Annotated in this window: 23 protein-coding genes and 1 pseudogene; 19 read left to right on the forward strand and 5 right to left on the reverse strand. The window is 39.4% G+C overall.

Annotation, left to right across the window (positions count from 1 at the left end; all coding sequences use genetic code 11):
• Positions 1–72 precede the first annotated feature (72 nt).
• The 5 genes and pseudogenes from FJ218_03510 (at position 73) to FJ218_03530 (ending at position 4719) form a co-directional block, all read left to right on the forward strand.
• Positions 73–576, forward strand: a pseudogene (locus tag FJ218_03510) (type I restriction endonuclease subunit S).
• Positions 577–1526: 950 nt separating this feature from the next.
• Complete coding sequence (locus FJ218_03515) at positions 1527–2279, forward strand: hypothetical protein (GenBank protein MBM4165972.1); 753 nt, start codon at positions 1527–1529, stop codon at positions 2277–2279.
• Positions 2280–2588: 309 nt separating this feature from the next.
• A complete protein-coding gene (gpmA, locus tag FJ218_03520; GenBank protein MBM4165973.1) occupies positions 2589–3335 on the forward strand; it encodes a 2,3-diphosphoglycerate-dependent phosphoglycerate mutase in 747 nt (248 codons plus the stop codon).
• Between the two features lie 3 nt (positions 3336–3338).
• Positions 3339–4202: an acyltransferase gene (locus tag FJ218_03525; protein MBM4165974.1), complete on the forward strand. Its 864-nt coding sequence runs from the start codon at positions 3339–3341 to the stop codon at positions 4200–4202.
• 334 nt (positions 4203–4536) lie between these two features.
• The gene (locus FJ218_03530) at positions 4537–4719 is read left to right on the forward strand and encodes a hypothetical protein (GenBank protein ID MBM4165975.1); all 183 of its coding nucleotides are present in this window, start codon (positions 4537–4539) and stop codon (positions 4717–4719) included.
• 85 nt (positions 4720–4804) lie between these two features.
• Here the strand turns inward: FJ218_03530 and FJ218_03535 are convergent, their stop codons facing one another.
• Together FJ218_03535 and recO are read right to left on the reverse strand one after the other, a co-directional pair.
• Positions 4805–6334 (reverse strand): Do family serine endopeptidase, encoded by a 1530-nt coding sequence (locus FJ218_03535; GenBank protein MBM4165976.1) that lies wholly within the window; start codon positions 6332–6334, stop codon positions 4805–4807.
• 29 nt (positions 6335–6363) lie between these two features.
• Positions 6364–7206, reverse strand: coding sequence for a DNA repair protein RecO (gene recO, locus FJ218_03540; protein ID MBM4165977.1), 843 nt, complete (start codon positions 7204–7206; stop codon positions 6364–6366).
• Between the two features lie 105 nt (positions 7207–7311).
• Between recO and rfaE1 the strand changes: the two genes are divergently transcribed.
• The 12 genes from rfaE1 to FJ218_03600 all read left to right on the forward strand — a co-directional run bounded on the left by rfaE1 (position 7312) and on the right by FJ218_03600 (position 21672).
• Complete coding sequence (rfaE1, locus tag FJ218_03545; GenBank protein ID MBM4165978.1) at positions 7312–8307, forward strand: D-glycero-beta-D-manno-heptose-7-phosphate kinase; 996 nt, start codon at positions 7312–7314, stop codon at positions 8305–8307.
• A 49-nt stretch (positions 8308–8356) separates the two neighbouring features.
• A complete protein-coding gene (rfaE2, locus tag FJ218_03550; GenBank protein ID MBM4165979.1) occupies positions 8357–8833 on the forward strand; it encodes a D-glycero-beta-D-manno-heptose 1-phosphate adenylyltransferase in 477 nt (158 codons plus the stop codon).
• A 23-nt stretch (positions 8834–8856) separates the two neighbouring features.
• Entirely contained in the window at positions 8857–13410 is a 4554-nt protein-coding gene (locus FJ218_03555; protein ID MBM4165980.1) for a hypothetical protein, read from the forward strand.
• A 131-nt stretch (positions 13411–13541) separates the two neighbouring features.
• A complete protein-coding gene (locus FJ218_03560; GenBank protein MBM4165981.1) occupies positions 13542–15251 on the forward strand; it encodes a DUF262 domain-containing protein in 1710 nt (569 codons plus the stop codon).
• Positions 15252–15255: 4 nt separating this feature from the next.
• A complete protein-coding gene (locus tag FJ218_03565) occupies positions 15256–15489 on the forward strand; it encodes a hypothetical protein (GenBank protein ID MBM4165982.1) in 234 nt (77 codons plus the stop codon).
• A 218-nt stretch (positions 15490–15707) separates the two neighbouring features.
• Positions 15708–15932 (forward strand): hypothetical protein, encoded by a 225-nt coding sequence (locus FJ218_03570; GenBank protein MBM4165983.1) that lies wholly within the window; start codon positions 15708–15710, stop codon positions 15930–15932.
• A 128-nt stretch (positions 15933–16060) separates the two neighbouring features.
• Positions 16061–18226: a ribonuclease R gene (gene rnr / locus FJ218_03575; GenBank protein MBM4165984.1), complete on the forward strand. Its 2166-nt coding sequence runs from the start codon at positions 16061–16063 to the stop codon at positions 18224–18226.
• A gap of 101 nt (positions 18227–18327) precedes the next feature.
• The gene (locus FJ218_03580) at positions 18328–19203 is read left to right on the forward strand and encodes a metalloenzyme (GenBank protein ID MBM4165985.1); all 876 of its coding nucleotides are present in this window, start codon (positions 18328–18330) and stop codon (positions 19201–19203) included.
• 92 nt (positions 19204–19295) lie between these two features.
• A complete protein-coding gene (locus FJ218_03585) occupies positions 19296–19760 on the forward strand; it encodes an NUDIX domain-containing protein (protein MBM4165986.1) in 465 nt (154 codons plus the stop codon).
• A 108-nt stretch (positions 19761–19868) separates the two neighbouring features.
• The gene (locus FJ218_03590; protein ID MBM4165987.1) at positions 19869–20777 is read left to right on the forward strand and encodes a sugar kinase; all 909 of its coding nucleotides are present in this window, start codon (positions 19869–19871) and stop codon (positions 20775–20777) included.
• Positions 20778–20849: 72 nt separating this feature from the next.
• Positions 20850–21167, forward strand: coding sequence for a hypothetical protein (locus FJ218_03595; GenBank protein ID MBM4165988.1), 318 nt, complete (start codon positions 20850–20852; stop codon positions 21165–21167).
• A 73-nt stretch (positions 21168–21240) separates the two neighbouring features.
• On the forward strand, positions 21241–21672 hold the full coding sequence (locus tag FJ218_03600; protein MBM4165989.1) for a nucleoside-diphosphate kinase: 432 nt from the start codon (positions 21241–21243) through the stop codon (positions 21670–21672).
• A 36-nt stretch (positions 21673–21708) separates the two neighbouring features.
• On the opposite strand, the gene FJ218_03605 is transcribed toward FJ218_03600, so the two are convergent.
• Positions 21709–21972, reverse strand: a complete 264-nt coding sequence (locus tag FJ218_03605; GenBank protein ID MBM4165990.1) for a hypothetical protein — start codon at positions 21970–21972, stop codon at positions 21709–21711.
• A 100-nt stretch (positions 21973–22072) separates the two neighbouring features.
• On the opposite strand from FJ218_03605, the gene rnhA reads away from it, so the two are divergent.
• Both rnhA and FJ218_03615 read left to right on the forward strand, forming a co-directional pair.
• Positions 22073–22555 carry a ribonuclease HI gene (rnhA, locus tag FJ218_03610; GenBank protein ID MBM4165991.1) on the forward strand — a complete coding sequence of 161 codons (483 nt, stop codon included), beginning with the start codon at positions 22073–22075 and terminating at the stop codon, positions 22553–22555.
• A gap of 230 nt (positions 22556–22785) precedes the next feature.
• Entirely contained in the window at positions 22786–23073 is a 288-nt protein-coding gene (locus FJ218_03615; GenBank protein MBM4165992.1) for a hypothetical protein, read from the forward strand.
• Between the two features lie 93 nt (positions 23074–23166).
• On the opposite strand, the gene ptsP is transcribed toward FJ218_03615, so the two are convergent.
• The gene (gene ptsP / locus FJ218_03620) at positions 23167–24927 is read right to left on the reverse strand and encodes a phosphoenolpyruvate--protein phosphotransferase (GenBank protein MBM4165993.1); all 1761 of its coding nucleotides are present in this window, start codon (positions 24925–24927) and stop codon (positions 23167–23169) included.
• A gap of 13 nt (positions 24928–24940) precedes the next feature.
• Positions 24941–25207, reverse strand: a complete 267-nt coding sequence (locus FJ218_03625) for an HPr family phosphocarrier protein (protein ID MBM4165994.1) — start codon at positions 25205–25207, stop codon at positions 24941–24943.
• Positions 25208–25300: the final 93 nt, after the last annotated feature.

Consider the following 25300-nt stretch of genomic DNA (forward strand, 5'->3'; position numbering starts at 1 on the left):
TAGCAACCGAAGCAATTACAGAATTGGAAACTGTTGTTGATGACCTTCGTGAAATTTTAACCCTGCTTGAAAATGGAGAATAGTTTACCAACAAATTGGGTTGAAGTCCAGTTGGAGGAATTATTAGTTTCTCTTGAAAGTGGTTCACGACCAAAAGGTGGAGTTCGTGGAATTGCTGAAGGTGTTCCAAGTGTTGGAGGCGAACATTTGAATGATGATGGAGGATTTAATTTTACAAACATCAAGTTCGTTCCGAAATCTTTTGCATCAAAAATGAACAGAGGCAAAATAAATTCACATGATGTATTGATTGTAAAAGACGGTGCAACAACTGGAAAAACTTCATTCATAAATGGAAGTTTTCCTTTTGATGAAGCAGTAGTGAATGAGCATGTTTTTATTTGTCGTGCAAGTGCAGAGTTTAATCCTAAATTTCTTTTTTATTTTTTATGGAGCAAAGAAGGCAAAGAAAAAATTTTAGAAAACTTTAAAGGTTCTGCACAAGGTGGAATCAATACAACCTTTGCTTCAAACTTATTAGTTCCTGTTTCACCCCTTGCAGAACAACACCGCATAGTAGCCAAATTAGATTCCCTCTTTGCAAAAACAGAAAGCAACAAACAACGCTTAGAAAAAATTCCACAACTCCTCAAACGCTTCCGTCAATCTGTTTTAGCCGCAGCCGTTAGCGGAAACAATGGCATTGAAGAAATTGCAAACAATGTTTGTTCTGAAATTCAAATTGGTCCTTTCGGAACACAACTGCATAAACACGATTACATTTCTAAAGGTATTCCTTTAGTTAATCCAACTCATATTCAAGCAGGGGAAATTGTTCCTGATATGGATTTGACAATTTCAAAAACCAAATTCAAAGAGTTGTCAAATTATCATTTGCAAACTGGTGATGTAATAATGGGAAGAAGAGGAGAAATGGCAAGATGTGCTTTGGTTGGCAAGAAGGAAAATGGTTGGTTGTGTGGAACAGGAAGTTTGTTTTTTCGTCCTGACTTAAAAAAAGTAAATCCACAATATTTGTTTTGGGTATTAAGCAACAACAACACAAAAGCATTTCTTGAAGGTGAAGCAAAAGGAAGCACAATGAGTAATTTGAATTTGAACATCGTTAGAAATATTCCAATTCCACTTCCACCGCTTGAAGAACAAAAAGAAATCGTAAAACAAGTAGAACAACTTTTTGCGTTCGCAGATAAAATAGAAAACCGCTACACCAAAGCCAAAACTATGATTGATAAATTGCCACAAAGCATTTTGGCAAAAGCATTCAGAGGAGAGTTGGTTTCTCAAAATGCAGATGATGAACCGGCAAGTATGCTGTTGGAGAGAATTGCGCTTGAGCGTGCACGAACTAAAGTTCGAGTAACAAAACGAACCGAAGCGCAGGTAATGCAACGAACTAAAGTTCGTTCTACAAGCGTAACACGAACTTCAGTTCGTGAAAAAGTAATACGAACTTTAGTTCGTAGAAATATAACTCAAACTTCCATTCGCAAGAAAAGAAAACAGTGAAGCATTACTACAAACGCCACTTACCGCATTACCAATCAAGCGGCAATTCTTTTTTTATTACGTATCGTTTGGCTAACTCACTTCCCGTCAATGTCATTGTAGAATTGAAAGAACAATTTGAAAAACTTCGCCGCGACGGCAAACCATCATACGACGAACAAAAGCGGTACTTTGGAAAATTCGATGTGTATTTAGATAAATGCGAAAAAAGTCCGAAGTGGTTAGCAAATGATGACGTTGCGAAAATTGTTGCTGATGCAATACTCTCACGCGATGGAAAAGAATACAATTTGATTTGTTATTGTATAATGCCAAACCACGTGCATTTGGTAATCACTGTTCCTGAACCCGTAACTCGAACTTCAGTTCGAGAAGACGTAACACGAACTTTAGTTCGTGAAGACGTAACTCGAACTTCAGTTCGAGAAGACGTAACACGAACTTTAGTTCGTGATGAAACCGAATCTACACGAACTGAAGTTCGTGCAACAAGCGAAACAAACGCTCCATATTCCGAATACATCGTAACTTCATTTCTTCGAGGATTGAAAGGAAGTACTGCACGTGAAGCAAATAAAATCCTCAATCGCACTGGCGCATTTTGGCAACACGAAAGTTACGACCACATTGTCCGAGACGAAAAAGAATTATTTCGTATCGTTGAATATGTTTTAAACAATCCTGTGAAAGCGGGATTAGTTTCGGAACGGAATGAATGGAAATGGAGTTATGTAAAGAAGTTTGAATAACGTAAGACGATGGTCAAATCGTCTTCTTGATATATTGACAAACTGAAGTTTGTCTTACAAATACAAAAAACTTATGAAACACATTCTCATTTTCACATTACTTTTACTTTCACTTTCTTATTCACAACAAACAAAACATAAACCAATGACACAACAACACGAAAAAGCAACATTTGAAAAATAATGTTTTCTTCGATGTAATGCGATGAAATAATTAGTTTTCATAATTGGCGAACGTGAAGTAAGAAACCCTGCATCGTAATTTGTATATTCAACACGATTTTTTTTCACAAAATACAAGAGGTATTTATGTACAAACTTGTTTTAATTCGACACGGTGAAAGCGTGTGGAACAAAGAAAATCGGTTCACCGGTTGGACTGATGTTGATTTATCCGAAAAAGGAATTGAAGAAGCGCACTGCGGAGGAAAAGCATTAAAAGAACGCGGCTTTGTTTTCGATGTCGCGTACACTTCCGTTCTCAAACGCGCAATTCGCACGTTGTGGATTGCGCTCGATGAAATGGATTTGATGTGGATTCCTGTGCTCAATTCCTGGCGATTGAACGAGCGGCATTATGGTTCGCTGCAAGGATTGAACAAATCCGAAACGGCGGCGAAGTTTGGCGAAGAGCAAGTAAAAATTTGGCGACGCAGTTACGATATTCCTCCGCCATCGCTTGAAATTTCCGATGAGCGTTATCCCGGAAAAGATGCTCGCTATAAATATTTGAAGAAGGAGGAAATTCCGCTTACCGAATCGCTGAAACTTACTGTGGATAGATTTCTTCCATATTGGTTTTCGACGATTGCGCCGACAATCAAATCGGGAAAGCGCGTCATTATTGCGGCGCACGGAAATAGTTTGCGAGCGTTAGTAAAATATCTCGATAATATTTCTGACGATGCGATTGTGCAAATGAATATTCCCACCGGCATTCCGCTTCTCTATGAACTCGACGATAATTTAAAACCGCTTCACAGTGAATATATTGGCGATGCGGAAGAAGTAAAGCGCGCAATGGAGTCGGTGGCAAATCAGGGAAAAGCAAAATAGAAAATGCGCCTCGCTGTTGTTCAAACAAATCCTATTTTCGGAGAAGTAAGAAACAATGTTCAATCCGCTATTCGACAAATGGAAAATGTTGATGCGGATTTGTTTGTACTTCCCGAACTGTTCAACACGGGATATAATTATATTTCCAAAGAAGAAGTTGAACAACTTGCCGAAACAACGGATGGTTTTACGTTTCAAGAAATGTTTTCTTTTGCGAAGAAGAAAAATTGTTTTGTTGTGTATGGATTTGCGGAACTAGAGCATAGAGCGGAGAGTTTAGAGCAAAGAGCAAGGAGCGAGGAGCGAGGAGAAAATTTACGAACCACGAATCACGATTCACGATTTACGTATTACAATTCTTCCGCGCTTGTTGGTCCAAACGGAATGATTGGCATCTATCGTAAAGTGCATTTGTTCTATCGCGAAAATATTTTTTTCTCTCCGGGAAATCTTGGTTTTCCTGTATTCGATTTGCCGTTTGGAACAATTGGAATGATGATTTGCTTCGATTGGTATTTTCCCGAAAGCGCGCGAACGCTTGCATTACAAGGTGCGCAACTTATTTGTCAACCGGCAAATCTCGTAATGTCGCATTGTCCCGATTCACTCATAACACGCTGTTTGGAGAATCGTGTATTCGCTGCGCTCGCTGATAGAGTTGGCGATGAAAATCGAGGTGGAGAAAATTTACATTACATCGGAAAAAGTGAAATCGTTACCCCAAAAGGAGAAATTCTTATTCGTTTGGGAGAAAATGAAGCAAACATTGCTGTTGCGGAAATTGATGTCTCTCTTGCAAACGATAAACAACTCAACGAATATAATAATTTGTTTGAAAGTCGCCGTTCGGAAATGTATAAATTTTAATTGCAAATAAATGATTTGTCAAGAAAAGCGTGTGTATCATTTACTCAACTTTTTTCAAGAAAGAAAAAGTATATACAATTTTTCTCACACTTTTAAGGAATAAATTATGTCCAAAAAATTATGGATCGGCTTCGTCGCGGTATTTGTGTTTTTTCAGATTTGTGATTACCTCATCCACGGCGTTATATTAAGCGGCGCATATCAGAAACTTATGACGGATGCTCCCGGGATGTTTCGACCTGAAATGAAAATGTAGATATTTCAAGTTATCGGATTATTCTTTTCATTTTTCTACACACTGGTATTCTCGAAAGGATATGAAGGAAAAGGAATAATGGAAGGAGTACGGTATGGATTATATGTTGGGCTAATGGTGCACATTCCTGCAGCATATTCTACGTATGCAATGTATCCGTATCCATATTCTCCTATAATGACGTGGTTTCTGCTCGGTACTATTTCATCCGTACTCGGCGGAATTTTGCTCTCGATGATTTATGGTAAAAAACAGGCATAGATGTTTTGAGATAAAAATAAACAATGCCGTGTACGTTTATATGCACACGGCATTTTCTTTTTTATAAAAATATTGAGAAGATACGTTATTCCGGAATTTCAATCGCTACCAAATTCATTTGCCCGTTCGAGCGGTTCAAACGCAATAGTATCGAATCGCCCGCTTTATGCGCTTTGATGATAGTTTCGAAATCTTTTATTGAAGTAATCTTTTTTCCCTCCGCTTCAATAATAATATCATTACTTGCGATTGTTCGCTTCGACGCTTCTCCCATCGGTTGAATGTTCGTAACAATAATTCCGTGAGGAACGTCCCGTTGCGATTTTTGTTCATCGGAAAGTGTTTTTACCGTCATTCCAAGTTCATTAAAACTTTTGGTGTGCGAAATCAGTTCTTCGTCGCCGCTCGTTTCATCTTTGGATTTTCTATCGTTCGAAACAAGAGACACATCTCCGCGCGATTTTAATTTTACATTCATCTCCATTTCTTTCTTGTTACGGAAAATTTTCAGCACGACCGTTTCTCCTGGATGATGTTTTGCTATTTGTGTTTGCAACTCGTTCGACGCATTTACTTCAACTCCATCAACGGAAAGTATTACGTCTCCAAGTTGTAACCCCGCATCTTCTCCCGCTCCTCCTTCGGTTACCACTTGAATCAACACACCTCGCACTGTTCCTAATCCAAGTGCTTTTGCCATTGTTTCGTCAATATTAGAAATCTGAACACCAATATATCCACGCTGTACTTTTCCGTGCCGAATTAAATCTTCGGTAACGGTCTTCATCAGGTTAGAAGGAATTGCAAATCCATAACCTTGATAGCGAGCATTCGTTGTTGCAATCGCCGCGTTAATCCCAATAACTTCACCACGTAAATTTACTAATGCGCCACCGCTGTTTCCCGGATTTATTGCTGCATCCGTTTGAATAAAATTTTCAATTCCATATCCATCGCTGCGATTGATGACGCCAAGATTTCCGCGACCAATGGCACTAACTATTCCAGCAGTAACTGTCGAAGTTAACCCGAGTGGATTTCCAATGGCGAGAACCCATTCGCCTACTTGCACAGAATCAGAATTTCCCAATGAAGCAACTGGTAAATTCTCCGCCTCAACTTTTATGACAGCCAAATCCGTCGTTTGATCCGTTCCTATAACTTTTGCTTTAAACTTTCTTTTATCATCAAGAACAATTTCTACTCCCTCATTATCTACATCAGCAACAACGTGATTGTTGGTAACGATGTATCCATCGGATGTGAGAATAACACCGGAACCAGAACCGATAGAAGGCGTCGGTTGCTGTTTGAAATCCGGGTCAAAAAATTTGAAGAAGTTATGGAAATCCTCCGTCGGCGATTCTTTTCCTTTGGAAGTTACCGTAATGCTAACAACCGTTGGCTTTGCTATTTTCGATACTTCAATAAATGCTTTGCTGAGTTCTTGCGTGTTAAATACCGCCGTTGATGAAGGAATCGCAGTTCCAACGGAAACGCTTGCTCCCGTTAGTGTAATTTCTTCTGAGGTTTTCAATCCAGAAATAACGATTGCTGCGAAAAGCACGCTCACGCATACAAGCAATACCGTAGCAAGTAATGATTTTTTAGTCATAGAAAGAATGTATTATATATGGAAAAAAATTATTGTACGATGGGTTGCGCACCCTTAAATATTTGCTCACTTCGCAACGCACGAAACCCTTCAATATGAATGCGCAAGTAATTATTGAGTACATTCGCAATTTCTTTTTCTGTTTGCAAAGTCAATGGTTGCTCTGTGATGTTGTGGAAATTACGATTCAATAACACGCGCAGCGTCGAAAGAGTTTCCGCAGATACAAAAAATGGCGATGATATTTTTTTTGAACACGAATGACATAATAAGCCGCCGCGATGTAATTCGAGAGAATACTGTTTGTTTCCGGAATCCGCCGTTGAGAACGTCTGCTGACACATCGGACAATGTTCCAACTGAAAGCGAAATCCCAACATAGCGGCAAAGTGCAGTTGAAACGAAAGCAATGTTCGCGATGCGTTGTTGTTCTCGTATTGTAATGCGTTCAAACTTTCGATGACAAGATAAAACAACGGTTCATTTTTTTCTTCGTGCGTTGCGCAATACAACATTTCCATTATAGATAGCGCGGTGGAAAGCGATTCCAAACGATTGCTCGTCCTCCCAAAATATTGAAGATACGAACACTCGGAAATCAATTGCAGTGAGCGTGCATCTTTTTTATACAACACTAACGATACGTACGACAACGGTTCGAGCGCGCTACCGAATTTCGATTTTTTTCCGCGCGCGCCTTTCGCAATTGCACTTACTTTTCCAAATTCTTTGGTAAAAAATGTAACGATTTTACTCGTGTCGCCGTATTTCATTGCTTTGAGTACAATTGCTTCCGTTGTAACGATTGTGCAATGCTTCATAAATTTGTTGACGAAAATATACTTTTCTTCATACAGAGAATCAAAAAACATTTCTATTACTTTTTTACTTCTCTCTTTTTCTCTTATCAAAATCTCTCTATATTTTCAGCGTTAAATGAGTGATTTTTTCACTTGTTCAAAAATAGTAAAACCGAAATGTCGCCACTTTCAAAAAAAAGAATTGAATCGCTGTTCAAAAATTTTCTCGGAAAAACCATCGCCGTTGTTGGCGATTTAATGCTCGATAGATATATCTGGGGTTCTGTGCATCGTATTTCTCCCGAAGCGCCGGTTCCTGTTGTCGACGTTGAATCGGAATCTGCTCGACTTGGCGGCGCCGCAAACGTTGCGAATAATATCAAATCGCTCGGAGGAAATCCGCTCCTTGTCGGCGTCATCGGCAATGATAACAGCGGAAAACTCGTCAAAGATACAGTTCGTGAAATGGGATTTTCGGAAGATGGAATTGTGAAAGATGATACGCGACCAACTACGGTAAAAACCCGCGTTATCGCACATCATCAACACGTCGTGCGCATTGACAAAGAATCGAGAAATGATATTTCCTCTCTGATTGAAGAGAAAATTTTATTTTCGCTTCGCCGCCATTTGAGTAACGTAGATGCTATTATTTTAGAAGATTACAACAAAGGCGTCATGACAAGTACATTGATTGAAAAAATTGTTCAACTTGCAAACTCTCATAAGAAAATTATTACGGTGGACCCGAAATCCATGAATTTTTTTGCGTATAAAAATATTTCCGTATTCAAACCGAATAAGAAAGAAACTGAGGAAGCATTGGGAATAAAAATTATTTCGGACGCTGATGTTGAATACGCAGGGACATTGCTGCTCGAAAAACTGAACGCAAAAAATATTCTTCTTACGCGCAGCGAAAAAGGAATGACGCTTTTCACGTACAACGGAGTAATTGAACACATCCCTACAAAAGCGCAAAAAGTCGCAGATGTTTCCGGCGCCGGAGATACAGTTATTTCTGCGATGACTCTTGCGCTCGCAAGCGGTGCATCCATTGAAGAATCTGCTGTCATTGCAAATCATGCGGGAGGTATTGTTGTTGGCGAAGTAGGAATCATTCCCGTTTCGAAAGAAGCGTTGCGACAAGCATTGCTCAATGAAATTCCTTGAAAAAAAATTTATACGAATTACAATTCAATAAAAATAACTGTTCCACACTATGGGAAAAATAATCGCGCATAACGAAATAGCGTTTCTTTGCAGGGAAATGAAAAAAAGCGGAAAGGTTATCGTATTCACGAACGGTTGCTTTGATATCCTGCATCGCGGACATATTGAATATCTCTCGAAAGCAAAACAATTCGGCGACGTTCTGATTATCGGCATAAACACCGATGCTTCCATAAAAAAAATAAAAGGCGAAAAACGTCCAATCGTTTCCGAAGAAGACCGCGCATTTGTTCTTTCTTCGCTCGCGTGTGTTGATTATGTTGTAATGTTTGATGAAGAAACTCCACTCAATCTCATTGCAAAAATACTTCCCGACGTGTTGGTGAAAGGCGCGGATTGGAACAAAGAAAATATTGTCGGCAAAGATATTGTTGAAGAAAACGGCGGAAGAGTTGCAACGATAGAATTTCTTCCGAATCGTTCTACGACAAATATGATTGAACGAATTCTCACATTGTACCGCTAACAATTTCCGCCCTTGCAACACGTGTGAAAAAATTTGCAACATACAGTTTCTTGGTTCTTGCCGTATGCGTCGCGCTGTTTATCGGTGCAATATTGTATATGCGAACAGATTCGTTTCGGAATTATCTTCGAGCGACTATTGCAGAAGAAGCGCAAACATACTTCAACGGAAAGGTGTTTATCGGAGCGGTGCGCGGAAATCTGTTTTCCGGTTTTGAAACCGACAGCATTGCCATTGAAATTGATAATGCGCCGTTTGTCGAAACGCGGCGCGCAAAATTTTCCTTCGATTTATTTCCCGCGCTGCGAGGAAAATATTATTTGAACTCCGCCGAACTTCTCGAGCCGCACATTCATATTCATTCATCCTCGAACGGAACATGGAATCTCGAAAAATTTTTATCCGCCGATACATCGCACACAACGCCAACAACATTCATTTCCATTTCTCGTTTAGGTATTACCAACGGCGAAGTATTTATTGTTGATTCATCAAAACTTTCGGCAACGTTGACCGATTCAACGCGCGCGTTTCCGTTCAATAACTTGCATCTTACGTATGTGAATGCGCTTCTGTCTTTACTGATTGATAAAAATTCGTATGCGGCAACGGTAAAAAATTTCTTTTGTGAACTCGATTCGCCAAAATTTTCCGTGAGAAATTTTTCCGGAAAATTTCTCGCATCACCTTCACTCCTTCGCGCCGACGGTGTAGAAATTCAAACGGAACGCAGCAAACTTTCGTTGAGTGCATCGCTGCACGGAGTCAATATATTTGCTCCAGTTTCGTTCGACACACTGCAACATAAACCGATGGCGTTATCGTTATATTCGCCCGCATTGAACGGAGAAGAATTATCTTTGTTCCTTCCGAAAACATTGAACATTCAAGGAACAAGTTCGCTCGACATTCAAGCAGGCGGAGAAATTGGAAACATTGCATTGCGCACGTTTCATGCTGAATCATTTGAAAGTTATATTCAACTCACGGGCAATATTCGCTGTCTTACTATCGCAGAGAGTTTATCCATTGAAACGAACATTGATGCAAGCGCATTGATGCTTTCAGAAATTTCTTCTGCGTTTCCTTCATTATCACTGCCTCAATGTTCTCAACTTGATGCAATTCGATGTTCAGGAAAAATACTTGCATCAATTCATACGTTGGATGCGAACGTTGAGTTGAATACCAACGCAGGAAATGCTCGCATTGATACGAAAATTGATTGGCGCTCTCCGCAAATGAAATATGAAGGAAAAATGTTTGCGCAACACGTAAATCTGAAAAAATTTTTCCAAGAAATCGACACTTCCATTCCTGAAACGCAATTAAATATTTTCGGAACATTTTCTGGCAAAGGCACACACCTAGATTCTCTCGTTGCCGAAAGTACTTTCCGTATTGATTCTTCTTCGGTGCAACTCTCATCGGAACACGAACAAGCAATCAATATCCATCGTTTGAACGTAGAATTTTCTGCGCAAAAAAACATTCTGAAAACGTCCACCTCGTTTGAAATTGAGAACACCAACGGAACCATTTATGCATCAGCAACTTTGATTAACAGCCGTTTTACAAGCATTGAAAGCGAAGGAACGATTGCGCATTTCAATCCAGCAGTATACTTGAACAATTCCAACTATGCAGGCGATGTTTCTTTTCACTTTTCCGGAAAAGCAAACGGGAAAACGTTGAATGATCTTTCTGCAACATTCGAAGCGCATTTTCATCCGTCAACATTTGCGGGACGTTCTTTTGGAAATGAAAACGAAACAGATTCAAACGCAACTGTAACGTTGTTTTTAAGCCAACAACAACACGATAAAAAATATTCTCGGTTGAGTTCTCCATTGCTTGATGCAACCGTTGAAGGAACGTTCGACATTCTTGCGACGCCTAATATCGTGTTCACACAACTGAAATCGTTGCTGAACGAAGTTTCACTTTCTTCACAGCAACGCGCCGCAGGAACAGATCCGGAGACAACGCAGAAGATGCAGGAACAAAATTTTTCATACAATATTGTTGCAAAAAATCTTGCCCCGTTTTCCGTATTTACCGGCAACACCGCTTTCCGTTTTCAGGGAAACATCAATGGTAATTTTCAATCCACAAACGATACCTCAACCGTCATCGGAAAAATTATTTTCGATTCAATCGTATACACAGAAAAAAATAATGATGAACAGCAATCGTTCGCAACAGACATTCGCGCAAACGATGGAAATATTTCGTACGATATTCAATCAGCAAAACAAGAACCCGGTTCCTCTGCGACGACAATCCGGTTTGTATCTGCGATGAGAAACGCATACTACAACGGCACGCATCTCGATTCGATTCGTTTATTTCTGGAAACAGAACAACAGAAAGGCAATTTTTTCGCTTCAACAATAGTGAATAACGCGTACGCGTTTAATACACGCGGAACGTTCACCATCGAAAATGAACGCTACAATTTTTTCTGTTCTCCATTTTTATTCTCGAAAGAAACATACCGATGGAACGCAGAAGAAACACTGCGCGTAAGCGTGTATCCCTCGTTGATTCGTTTCGACCAATGTGCGCTTCAACGCGATTCGCAACGCGTACGATTTTCCGGCGATATTGTTGCTGATTCAATGAATCTCCTGGTGGAAATAAAAAATTTTTCTTTACAAGAAGTTTCCCTATTAGGAAATTCTTCTGAAAATTCTTCGTCAGCAAAAAATGTTTTTTCCGGTTCAATCAATGGTTCGTTCACATTAGGAGGAACGTTTCGTTCACCTGAAATTTCATTTAACGCAACGTCCAATAATATTGCGATGGAAAACGTTGCGACGGGAACTGCATCGTTTCTCGGCGCGTACGTAGAAAAAAATCTCACGATGCAATGTTATTTTTCTTCGAATGATACGTTGCATCCATTCACGTGCGCGCTCGATGGCGAACTTCCGATTGACCTTTCCTTTACGCATATTCCGCAACGTTTTCCTGATGACAGAATGAATCTTCACATTGTAGGAAAGGAAATTCCGCTTGCATTGCTTGACCCATTTGTCCCGCGTTTCGATAATATAACAGGAACATTGGCGTGCTCGCTCGCAATTGGTGGCACAACGACGCTTCCCGATTATCGCGGCGTAATAACGTTGGTGAACGGCAAATTTCAATACGAAGATAATAAACTTTGGTATAATGTTTCCGGAACGTTGCGCGGCGAAGGAAAACGCATGCGACTTGCGAATGTTGTTCTAACAAACGAACCTATGGACCGTTCCGATGGAAAAATTTTTCTCAACGGATATTTTTCGTTGCGCGGAATTTCGATTGATTCCATCAACGCGCACGCCAAAGGACAATTGCTCGTGTTGAAATCTACCATTCGCAAAACAAAACAAGGAGCATACGGGAATTTATTTTTGGCAACGGATACATCGGGAATTACGTATCGCGGAACGTTTGAACATTCTGTTCTGCAAGGAGCGATGATTGTGCAAGACGCTGATATTACCTTTCCTGCAATTCAGAAAACAGAAGAAAATTCTGCAACGTTTCTTCCGATAATTACTATTGACGATACGTCGAACAGTTCTCAACCATTGTTGAAAGCGACAGAACAATCAATGCTACAAGCAAAAAGGAGTGAGCGCACGGATGTTCTACAAAAATCTCTCGGCGCTATCGTCGTTGAAGGAATGGCGATAGATGTTACGATGGAAACGCAAGGAGCAAATCAATTGCGAATGATTTTCAGCAATAATCCTGCAACAAGCGAAGAATTGTATGCGGAATTGCATGGAAAACTTTCGTACAGAAAAACGCGCGAAGGCGTGTATTTATTGGGCGATTTGAACATTGGAGAAAATTCATATTACAATTTTTTCAAACGATTTAAAGCAACGGGAAGTATGAAGTTCACAGGAAATTTGCAAAATCCGGAACTGAATATTCTCGCAACGCATGAAGGAATTCATACGGTATTCGATTCGTTGCAAAATCAACAGAGTGATTATAAAATACTCGTACAACTGAATATAGCGGGTACGCGCGCAGAACCGAAAATTTCGATCGCGATGAAACAAGTGGAAGGACAAGACACAACGGATTTTTCGCAACAGGGAAAAGATGCGCAATCGGATGCGCTTGCGTTTATTCTCACGGGAAAATTCCGCGACGAATTAACCGGCGGCGAACGTTCGCAACTTGTTCTCGACGTTGGTTCTTCCGTCGGTTCGTCTGTCGTTACGGGATTTACAACGTCTGTGCTTTCGGGGATGCTGACAGAATTTTTGCGCGATGAATTCGGATTTATTCGCAGCGCAGAAATATCGTATCGCGGTGGAAGCGTTTCGGAAGAAGCGGATGTGCGTTTGAGCGGCGAATTATTCAATGCCTACTGGCGATTCGGCGGACGAATTTTCAACGACATCGGGCGCGCAAATGTGAGTTTCCAAATTCCGTTGGGCGAAGTGGTAAAATCTCGCTCGCTCCAAAATCTCTTTATCGAAGTGGAGCGCAAAGTGGAAGACGAAACGTTTGTCGGCGAACGAAAACTTACTAACACCGCGCGATTGTTTTACAAATTTTCGTATTAGGTCATCGAGGAGAATGGAATTATAACGGAGAAAATTTGGTAGATTTGTACTGGAAAATGACACGAGTAAAAGAAAAAACAATTATACAAAAGTATTTCACCATTTAAACAGACTTTGTTAAGGAAAATATTATGTTATCAATTTCAGACAAACAAGAATCATTAGATACACTATTAGCAAATTCTCATTATAATGTTCCTCTATACCAAAGAGAATATTCTTGGGAAATAGATGAAGTTTCCGAATTATACCACGATATATATGAAGCAAACGATGATGGTCATCATTTAGGCACACTCTTACTTTCAGAAAAAAATGATAAAGAAAAAGTTTATGAAATAATTGATGGACAACAAAGATTAATAACATTGTTTCTACTGCTTGGAAATATTAGAAAACTTCTTGCAGAATCGAACGAAATAACAATAAACCTCGACAAAATTTTATTCAATTATCCTCATACTGTAAAAAATGTAACGATTACAAACCTTGAGCCGAGACTCGTTGCAAACCAAAGAGATAAAGAACTTTTTAAATCCCTCGTAAAAGGTGAAAGCAATCAGAATTATGACAAGAGAAGAAAATCTTATAAATGCTTGGTATCAGCGAACAAATTTTTAGAAAGGGAATTAAAACAATTAAAGGAAAAACGTGGACCTGAAGCATTGTCTGATCTTGAGGATATGATTTTGCAAAAAGTATATTTTATCAGAATGACTGGTCAAGACGATTCCGACAAAATTTTGCTTTTTAAAACGCTTAATGCAAGAGGTTTAGAATTGTCTAAGTCAGATCTAATAAAGAATGAAATTTGTCATAAGCTCGAACGTGAAAATAAAATAGAGAAGATTGATGAAACAATTGATAAATGGGATTCAATGCGACAAAAACTTGAAGAAGTAAACGCGAACATTGACAGTTTTTTCTTTCATCATATAAATTCGTTAGAAACCGCATTAGACATTAGAAAAAAGTTAGAAGAGAAAAAGGGAAACAGTGTTAAGACTGTTGATTTTTTCTCGCCACCACTTCCAGAAAAATACCTTTTCGGAGCATATGAATACAAAATAAAAACTACGACCGTAGATAAACTCCTAAAAGAATTAGATAATTCTGCAAATATATACTCACACTTTATTGATCCAGATGATGAAGAAAAGCACTTGAAGAATCTAAGAGCACTTGGTGCGGTAAGATGTTATCCCTTATTGCTTCATTCACAAAGAGTTCTGAGTAAAAAAGAGTTTAAAAAATTATGTGAGGCAATAGAAATATTGACTTTTCGACATAGCAATATTTGCAAAATTGATGCAAAAGAATTAGAGTCAGAGTACTATAGGATCGCAATAGAGTTAAAGAGCGATAAAGACATTATTAAGGCAATAGAAAGAATAAAGAAGCAAAGTGTATTGAAAAACGTAGAACCATTCCAAAGTTCATTTAAAATCGCTTCACCTAAAGTAAGTATATCTAAATATATATTATGTAGAATCCATAACGAAGACCAAGAAGAAATAGATTGGGATAATAAAGAGATACATGCCGAACATATTATGCCGGTTAGTCCTGATGGAGAGTGGGAAATTTTATTTGAAAAGGACAGTACTTCGTATATGGAGTATTTAAATAGAATCGGGAATATTACAATTTTAAAAGGTAAGCGGAATAGAGAAGCGTCCAATAAAAACTACATCGAAAAATGTAAGCAATATGTAAAGTCAATTCCCATTACCAAAGAAATTCCTTCCAAGTGGAAAGAATGGAATTACGAAAGTATCAAGAATAGACAACTGGAACTCTGGAAAGAGGTTGAAAAAATTTGGAATACAAACAGGATTTAACTATATGAAAAAATTAAACATTCAAAAAGAATGGCAACTATTAAACAACGAAGTATTCGAGATTGTACCAATTCGACCTTCTTCTTCAAACGAAGTAATTGATAGGAAAAGTTTGCTCTTGATAGCACAATCATTTCTTGCTAATTACCAAATTTCAAAATCAAAAAAGAAAAAATCGTTTTTTGCAGAAGTCTATGCAACGACAATGGCGTATTACGGTAAACTTGATTTGAAATAATACAAATAGTTATAAATTTGGAAGAAATGAAACTATGAAATCAAAAGAAACATTTATCAACTTAACCGAAATAAAAAAATTTTATAAGGAAGAAGGAGAAAGAAAATTTTCTGATAAAGAGTTTAAAATGTTTGTAGAATGTTGCGAACGAGATTTTCATCAATGGTTACGAGATAACTTAAAATTTTTTGAATCTAAAAATAATTGAACTTTCTTCTATGCAAACCACTTCATCAAAACATATTCCCATTAACAAAGCAGATTATATTTTTACGACTGGAGCATTTCTTATCCCAATGAAAATAAATATTGACGGTGAATATTATTGGCGTTGGATAGTTTCAGAGTTTGTTGATGATTCGTTTCTCTATGAGCGAATGGTAAATCCCATCGAATGTACCGACAAGATTGAAACAATGCTCGAATCAATTGAAGATGATTAATTGCGTTACTCTGCGAAAAACTCTGCGTAACTTCGCGGTCAAACAACGTTCTTTTTCAACCGCAGAGTAACGCAAAGTCAAGCGCAAAGTAACACAAATTAAATTTTTCTTTCACGACAACACAACAAATGAAATCTCAACTTCCCGAACAACAACCTTTCCGCGAAACAATTTTAGAATTTCTTCGCCGCTATCCCCATCAAACGTTTAAGTCGAAAGAATTACAGCGGCGATTGGGAATAAAAGACGAGCGTGCGTACGGTGAACTTCGCAAAACACTCGGCGTTTTGGAAAAAGAAAAACTCGTTCTTCGCGTTAAAGGAAAACATTACAAACATCAAGCGCATCAATCTAATCGTTATGTCGGAACGTTTATGATGAAGAAAGGTTTTGGCTTGGTGCAAATTGAGAACGAATCTTTTTCGGAAATTATTATTCCACAAAAATTTTGTTCTACTGCAATGGATGGCGATACGGTGGAAGTTGCGTTGTTTGCCGAGCATCATCATAAACATACATTCAAAACAGAACGGCAAGAAGGAGAAATTGTTCGCATCATTAAACGTGCAAAGGAAGAGGTGGTCGGGCGATTTGAACGAAGCGGCAATTTTTATTTCGTTGTTCCTGATGATGGAAAAAAATCTTCTCGCGATATTTACATTCCGAAAAGCGCAATGAACAAAGCGCGCATCGGTGATAAAGTGATTGCCGTTGTCGAGCGTTGGGAAGATAGAAATCTCAATCCCGAAGGTCGCGTTGTGGAAGTGCTGGGAAAAAGCGGTGAAGTGCGCGCGGAAATGCTTTCGGTAATTCGTGAATTTAAATTGCCGGAAAAATTTCCTTCGCAAGTAATTGCAGAAGCGGAAGAAGTTTCAGCAGAATATTTGGAGAAAGAAATTGCAGCACGTCTCGATTTGCGCGACAAACATATTTTCACGATTGACCCGGAAGATGCAAAGGATTTCGACGATGCAGTTTCGTTGGAAGTTTTAGAAAACGGAAATTATTTGCTTGGCGTTCACATTGCCGATGTTTCGTATTACGTGCGTGAACAATCACAACTCGATAAAGAAGCGTTCAAGCGCGGAACGAGCGTGTATCTCGCCGATGCTGTTGTTCCGATGTTGCCGGAAGAACTTTCCAACAACATTTGCAGTCTGCGTCCGAATGTTGATAGATTGACATATTCTGCGATTATGGAAATTACGTCGCGCGGAGTTGTGAAAAATTACGAAATAATAAAATCCGTGATTAACAGCAAGCGAAGATTTACGTACGAAGAAGTACAAAAGGTTATCGAAACAAAGCGAGGAGATTTTGTTGAAGAAATTTTGATGATGCACAAGATGAGTCAAGTGCTGTTGAAAAAACGATTGCGCGAAGGTAGTATTGATTTCGGAAGTGAAGAGGCAAAATTCCGTTTCGATGCATCGGGAAAACCGTCAGAGATAATAAAAAAAGTTCGTCTCGATAGTCATCGCTTGGTTGAAGATTTTATGCTGCTTGCAAATCAAACTGTTGCAAAGCATATTGCAGTTCAACCAAAGAAACGTGATACAAAAACGCAAACTTCAATTCATCCGTTTGTGTATCGCATTCACGATTCACCGCTGCCGGAAAAAATTGCTGAGTTTGCAGAGTTCGTAAAACAATTTGGTTATTCACTTCCGCCGCGTGATGTTACTTCCAAAGTGTTGCAAAAATTGATTGACGAAACGCGCGGGACTCCCGAAGAAAATGTCATCAACGACATTGCAATTCGCTCGATGGCAAAAGCGATTTACAGCGAAGAAAATATTGGTCATTACGGATTGGGATTCAAATATTACACGCATTTCACTTCGCCAATTCGCCGTTATCCAGATTTGATTGTGCATCGTTTGTTGTTTGAATACGGAAACGGAATGAGCGCAGAACGAAGAAATCAGTTTCAAAAAAATCTTCCGTTCGTTTGTGAATATTCTTCTGAGCGCGAACGTGTTGCGATGGAAGCGGAACGCGAATCTATAAAAGTGATGCAGGTAGAATATATGAAGCGGCATATCGGAGATGAATTGCACGGCATTATCTCCGGCGTTACGAATTTCGGTTTGTTCGTAAAGATAAATGATTTACTGACGGAAGGAATGATTCGTCTGCGTGATTTGGAAGATGATTATTACGTGTACGACGAAAAAAATTATTGCATCATTGGCAAACGAACAAAGAAACGTTATCGAATGGGAGATGAAGTGGAAGTAAAAGTTGCGCGCGTGGATAGCGTGGAGAGAAGGATTGATTTTGTGTTGGTGTGAATTAACCACGAATTACACGAATTATAACGCGGATTATCACGGATAGTATTCGTGAAGATTCGCGTTTCATCCGCGTAATTCGTGGTGAATAAGAAAATCAAATGAGTATCGCACTTCTCTTTCTCGACGGTGTTGGCATTGGTTCTATTCAGAATGAACTTAATCCATTCACGAAAGTTCAATCAAAATTTTTTACGCTGTTCTCTGATGGTGGAAATGCGAATTGCGCTTTCGATGGGAAAATAATTTCTACAGACCCATTTCTTGGAGTTGAAGGATTACCACAAAGCGCAACGGGACAAACAACTATTTTCACCGGCATCAATGCGAGCAAAGAAATGGGACGACACGTTTCAGGACATCCAACATTTACATTGAGGAAAATAATTTCTGAACATAGCATAATGCTGCAACTCAAAAAACTTGGTTTTACTTCAACATTTGCAAATGGTTACACGCCGCAATATTTTGAACGTCGGTTACAATTTTGGAGTGCATCAACTTGGTGTGTAAAATATGCAGATGTTCAATTTCGCTGGCTGGATGATATTGTGAACAACAAAGCAATTGCACCGGATTTTACAAACGATTTCCTTTTGCAAAAAAAATTGGCTGACGTTCCGTTGCGCACGGCATTTGCTGCGGGAAACATTTTCGCTTCGCTTTTGAATGAGAACGATTTTGTATTGTTTGAGCATCCGTTCAGCGACGCAATTGGACACGCACAAAATATGAACGATGCCATTGCCAACATTCACAAGATCGATGAATTTCTCGAAGGAATTTTTTCCGCAACAAATCTTGATGAGCATACAATTCTACTCACCAGCGACCATGGGAATATGGAAGATTTACGCATTGATACGCACACGCTGAATACAGTTCCGACAATTGTTTGGGGAAAGCAACGCAAGTATTTTGTTTCGAGGATTATATCTCTTCTGGATATAACACCAAGCATAGTTAGTAGTTTTTAGTTTGTAGTTTATGGTTTGTTTTCTTCTTTGCAAACTACAAACTTAAAACCAAAAACTATAAACTTTCCCGTATATTTTCGCCGTAATTTTTTGTGCCTACGTTAGATTCAAAATTTGTTGAAGTGTGCGTGTTCAAACGGAATGTACATTCTGCGTTGTACCTTCTTTTGCAGCGTTCTTTTTCTGAAACACGGTATCCGTTGATGTGGCAAATTATTACTGCAACAATAGAACCCGGCGAAACTGCAATACAAACAGCGCAACGCGAAATAAAAGAAGAAACACAACTCACTCCTCTTGCGATGTGGCACGTTCCGTTTGTCAATTCGTACTTTGATGCGAAGACTGATGCAATTCATTTCATTTCCGTTTTTGCCGCAGAAGTTGATGAAACGAACGAACCGATTCTCTCGAAAGAACATCAGGCGTACGAATGGAGGACGCTTGCACATTCAAAGGAAAAACTTGTTTGGCACGGACAAATTCGCGGGCTTGAAATTGTTGACGAGTTTATTGTTGGAAAAAAAGAAGCAGAACGATATTCAAGAATTTTTTAGTTTGCGGTTAGCGTACAGCGGTCAGCATTTCGCAATCGGTTTTATTTCGCATACTAATCATACTGATGACTTTTTTGCTTTTTCATTTTATTATTTTATTTAAATCCCATGAGTTTATTAGTCGTCGGAAGTATCGGAATTGATACGATAGAAACGCCATTAGGAAAAGTAGAAAACGTCATTGGCGGTTCAGCTATTTATATTTCGCTTGCAGCAAGTTTTTTTACTTTGCCACAATTGGTTGGAGTGTGCGGTGATGATTTTCCAAGCGAGGAAATTGCACTTTTAAAACAACACAATGTTGATTTGGAAGGATTGGAAATTGTACAAGGAGGAAAAACATTTCGTTGGGGAGGAAAGTATCATCTCGATACAAATAATCGTGATACGTTGTTCACGCACTTAAATGTATTTCAAACTTTTAGTCCGAAAATTCCCGCATCGTACAGAAGCAGCAAGTACGTTTGCTTAGGAAATATTGACCCGATATTGCAGTCCCGCGTTCTCGAGCAAATGGAACAACCATCGCTCGTTGTTTGCGACACGATGAATTTCTGGATTGAAGGAAAACTTGCAGAGTTAAAAAAAACGTTGGAGCGTGTTGATGTTCTTCTTGCAAATGACAGCGAAGTAAAATTGCTGACGAACGAATCAAATCTTTTCCGCGCGGCAAAACATTTGTGGAAGATGGGACCAAAAATTTTAATCATCAAAAAAGGCGAACACGGCGCAATTCTTCTCACGGAAAAAACGACATTCATCACTCCTGCATTTCCGCTTGAAAGCGTTTTGGACCCAACGGGCGCAGGAGATTCGTTTGCCGGTGGATTTATCGGTTGGCTTGCAAAGACGAACGATATTTCCGATGAAAACTTAAAACGCGCCGTTGTTTATGGAAGCACGCTTGCGTCATTTTGTGTAGAAAAATTTTCTATAGCAAAAATTCAGGAACTTGTTGAGCGCGATATTCATTCGCGTTATCGTGCATTTCGCGCATTAACGCATTTTGAAGAATAATTCTCACCGTATATCTTCAAACATTCTGCGCCGATAAGTTTTACAAGCAACATCAACAGAAAATACTACGTTGTGAAACATTTTACGCTCGAACAAAAAGAACCGTTTCTTTTTCTACAACGATTATTTTTCGCTGCCATTGTCAACGTGAAAATTACCGGTGCCGCAAGCGCCGGAGATATTTCACTTCCAATTGTAATCGGATTAGGCGGCGCGCTTTTTCTTTCACCTCCGTTGCTTACGCTTGCATTTCTACTGTTCATTGAAGATTTGAAAACCTATACTATCGAAGGAGATGCTGTCAAATACGTTGATGATGTTGTTCCAATTTCGCAACTCCTCCGTTTCGACCCGAAGACCTGTTTACCTTTACAACGGAAAACCAAATAGCATCAGTATTGATGTTTATGCAGAAATATAATTTGAATTCATTTATTTTAAAATCAAAAAACTACACTTCATTATGGCTCTTGAACGTACACTCGCAATCTTAAAACCCGATTGCGTACGAAAACAACTTATCGGCGAAATACTTGCGCGCATTCAAAAAGCAGGATTCAAAATTCTCGGAATGAAAATGGCGCGGCTTACCAAAGATACCGCAGGCGGATTTTACGCTGTGCACAAAGGAAAACCTTTTTTTGAAGGACTTGTTGAATTTATGAGTTCCGGCGCTTGCGTTCCTATTGCATTGGAAAAAGAAAATGCAATCGCAGATTATCGAACACTCATTGGTGCAACAGACCCGAAAGAGGCGGCTGATGGAACTATTCGCAAACTTTTTGCGGATAATAAAGGTGAAAACATTGTTCACGGTTCCGATTCTGCAGAGAACGGAAACATCGAGATTGCGTATTTTTTTTCGGAAAGCGAATTGGTTGCAAATCAAGCGTAACGAATGATTGTTTGCATCATTTCTCTTGATGCGGATTTACGATTCGACGTTGTGTTTTTTTAATTCTTCGCGAATGATTTGAGTTGCTGCACTAATGGATATCTGCATTCGGGAACCGGAAATGCGCACTGCATTTTCAAGCGTTCCTTCTTTCACTTTCAACCAACGCCAAACGTAATAACCCAATCGAGTTTTATCGTTGGGTTCCTTTGTTGAAATTGTTTGCACGCTGTTGTATGCTATTTTTTCGAGCGTAGTATCCGCAAATATTTGAACTTGCGCGGGCGCTTGCGTAGACATTTTTTTCTCAATTATTTTGGACAAAGATAGAAAAACCATTTTCATTTTTCAATTTTTGCGGCGATGAAAATATATTTTTTCAGCAATGTTTGAACCGAGTATGAAGCATATTACAATCTATACCGATGGCGCGTGCTCCGGAAATCCTGGACCGGGCGGATGGGCGGCAATTCTTTTGTACGGAAATGCACAGAAAGAAATTTCCGGCGGCTACAAGAACACTACGAATAACAGAATGGAACTTCTTGCAGTCATCAATGCGCTTTCTGCATTAAACGAAATGTGCAAAGTAACGTTGATTTGCGATTCCAACTATGTTGTACAAGCAGTCAACAAAGGATGGTTAACGAAATGGAAAGAAAACAACTGGAAACGCAATAAGCGTGAGAAAACACTCAATGTTGATTTATGGTTACGGTTGCTTCCATTGCTTGAAAAACACGAAGTTACATTGTGCTGGACACAAGGTCATAACGATAATACATATAACGAGCGTTGTGATAAACTTGCGGTTGCGGCGTCGCGAAAAAAAAACTTATTGGAAGATCTCCGAGAACATACAGAAGAAGAGAATCTCGTATAAAATATTTTTGTGCAAATAACAGTGTGCGATGAGCAGCATAACGATACTTGATGTAACTCCTGACAACGTGCATTCCGTCGGAATATTTTGTATCAAAAACAATTCCGCACGAGGACAGCAAGCGAAAATTGAGTGGTTCAAAAAACAATACCGCGTAGGATTGAGAATGAACATTGCTCTTGATGCCCGAAAGAAACAAATCGGTTTTATAGAATATATTCCTTCGGAATTTGCTTGGCGTCCGATTGCAGCGAAAAATTATTTGTTCATTCATTGCATGGGAAAAAAATCAAAAAAAATTTTCGGGATGGAATTTGATATATGCCGACCAATGTCCTTGGAATGAAAAATCTGTAAATGATGTGAGAGAAGCCGCAGCCGCTTCCGAACATGGAATAGACTTGAACATCGTCAAACTCGTGCATTCAAAAGAAGCAAGAAATGCGCCTTCGGGATTTGGTGTGTTTAGTTTATTGCTCAACGGAAAAATACTAGAAGACAATTACATAAGCAAATGACGGTTTGAAAATATTTTAAAACAAGAATTGGCTCCAAAAAATTTACACGGAGATTTCGTTAATCGTTAACGCACTTTTCCCCGCGCAGAAGTATTACAAACGTTCTGCAATTTCCGGAAATTCTTTTCTTAAAATTCCCAAGAGAAATTGCTCGATGTCTCTCGTGGTTGTAAAATGCAACGCTGTTTGTGCAATGCTTCTTGCTTCTTTCAACGAAAGAGAACGAATAATTTTTTTGATTTCCGGAAGCACCGACGGTTCAACACTAATTGAATCGAATCCCAAGCCAAGAAGTATTGAAGTTGCCAACGGATTACTTCCCAACGCCCCGCACAACGAAACCCATTTCCCAACTTTATGCGCCGCGGTAACAATCTGATGTAACGAACGCAGCACCGCCGGATGAAGTTCGTTAAATAAATTGGAAACGTACGGATTGCCTCTGTCCACAGCAAGCATATACTGCGTTAAATCATTCGTTCCAACGCTGAAAAAATCCAGTTCCTTTGCAAGTTCTTCGATGAGCAACACGGCGGAAGGAACTTCAATCATCGCACCCAATTGAATGTGTTTGTCGAAACGAATTTTTTCTTGGTACAGTTCTTCTTTCGCTTTTTCCAGCCAAAGTTTCGAGGTGCGCACTTCTTCCAAACTTGCAATCATCGGAAGAAGGATATAAATATTTTTTCTTGAACTTGCGCGCAACATCGCTTTCAGTTGTGTAAGAAAGACATCAGTATCGTCTAAGGAAACGCGAATTCCGCGCCATCCAAGAAACGGATTTGCTTCTTCAATGGAGTTGGGGGCAATTTTATCTCCGCCAACATCGAACGTTCGAATCACTACTTTGTGCGGATACATTTTGTCGGAGATTTTTTTATAAATAGAATACTGTTCTTCTTCGCTTGGCAGCATCTCGCTTCCTACAATTAAATTTTCTGTTCGTAGCAAACCAACTCCATCCGCACCTTGCAAAAGGGAAAATTCAATTTCTTCTTCACCATCAATATTCGCTGCAAGTTCTATGCGTTTCCCATCGGAAGTTTCTGCTGGAAGTTCACGAAGTCCGGAAAGTTTGCGTTCGTGTTCCATATACGCTTTACGTTTGCTTTCATATTCGGAAATGCGTTGCGGAGATGGATTGATGATAACTGTACCGGAGTAACTATCAACAATCATTGGAACTTTATTCTGAACAAAACGCGTCGCGTCTTTCAAGCCAACAACGGCGGGAATATTCAGCGAGCGGGAAAACAATGCGGCGTGCGAAGTAATTCCTCCTAAATCCGTAACGTAAGCAAGCGTTTCGTTCCTACTAAGGATCACCGTATCTGCAGAAGTAAGATTGTGCGACACAATAATACAGCCGCGTTCAATTTTCGAAATAAGTTTTTGCGCTTGCAAACAACGAACGATGCGCAGTTTCAAATCATCCATATCATGCGCTCGCTCGTGCATATACTCGTCGTGTGCTGTAAGCATCAATTGTTGGTATTTTTCAATTTCTCCCGATACAATTATTTCGGCATTTTTCTTTTCGTTGCGGATGCGGTTGTATAACGTTTCCAGCAGAATGGGGTCTTCAAGCACCATCATTTGCGCTTCGAGAATTTTTGTTCGGTCGCCGAGTTTTTGTTCTGCAAACAATAAAATTTTTCGTAACTCTTTTTGTGATCGCTCTAATGCAGAACGTAATCGCTCGATTTCTGTGTCAATTTCTTCATCATGAAGCGTGCGTTCGATGATTTGGGGAACGTTTTTTGAAAATAAACACGCACAGCCAATTGCAATTCCGGGTGCGGCTCCAATTCCATGAAGCACAATTTCTGATGATGATTTATTATCTAGTTCCATTCAAGTCCATACGTTAAGGTTCATCAAATCCGCGTTCAAACAACGCAAGAATTTCTGTCGCGGCTGCAGATTCGTCTTCTCCGACAAACCGCAGAGAGAGTTTTGAGCCTTTCTCTGCCGCAAGAGTCATTACGCCAATGATGCTTTTTCCGTTAATTTCCATTCCGTCTTTATAAATAAAAAATTCTGTTTGGTATTTCGATGCGATTTTTACTAACGCCGCCGCAGGTCGCGTGTGCATCCCTGCGCGATTAACGATGGTTACTTCTTTTTCTATCATTCGGTTACGAGAAACATGCTTGGGAATGTTGGAATTCATTCTTTCGAAATAAAAATAGGAAGAAAAGCATTGGAGAAAAAAACGGCGATCGTT

The organism is Ignavibacteria bacterium (genome assembly GCA_016873775.1).
In the GTDB taxonomy this organism is placed as follows: Bacteria; Bacteroidota; Ignavibacteria; order UBA10030; family F1-140-MAGs086; genus JAGXRH01.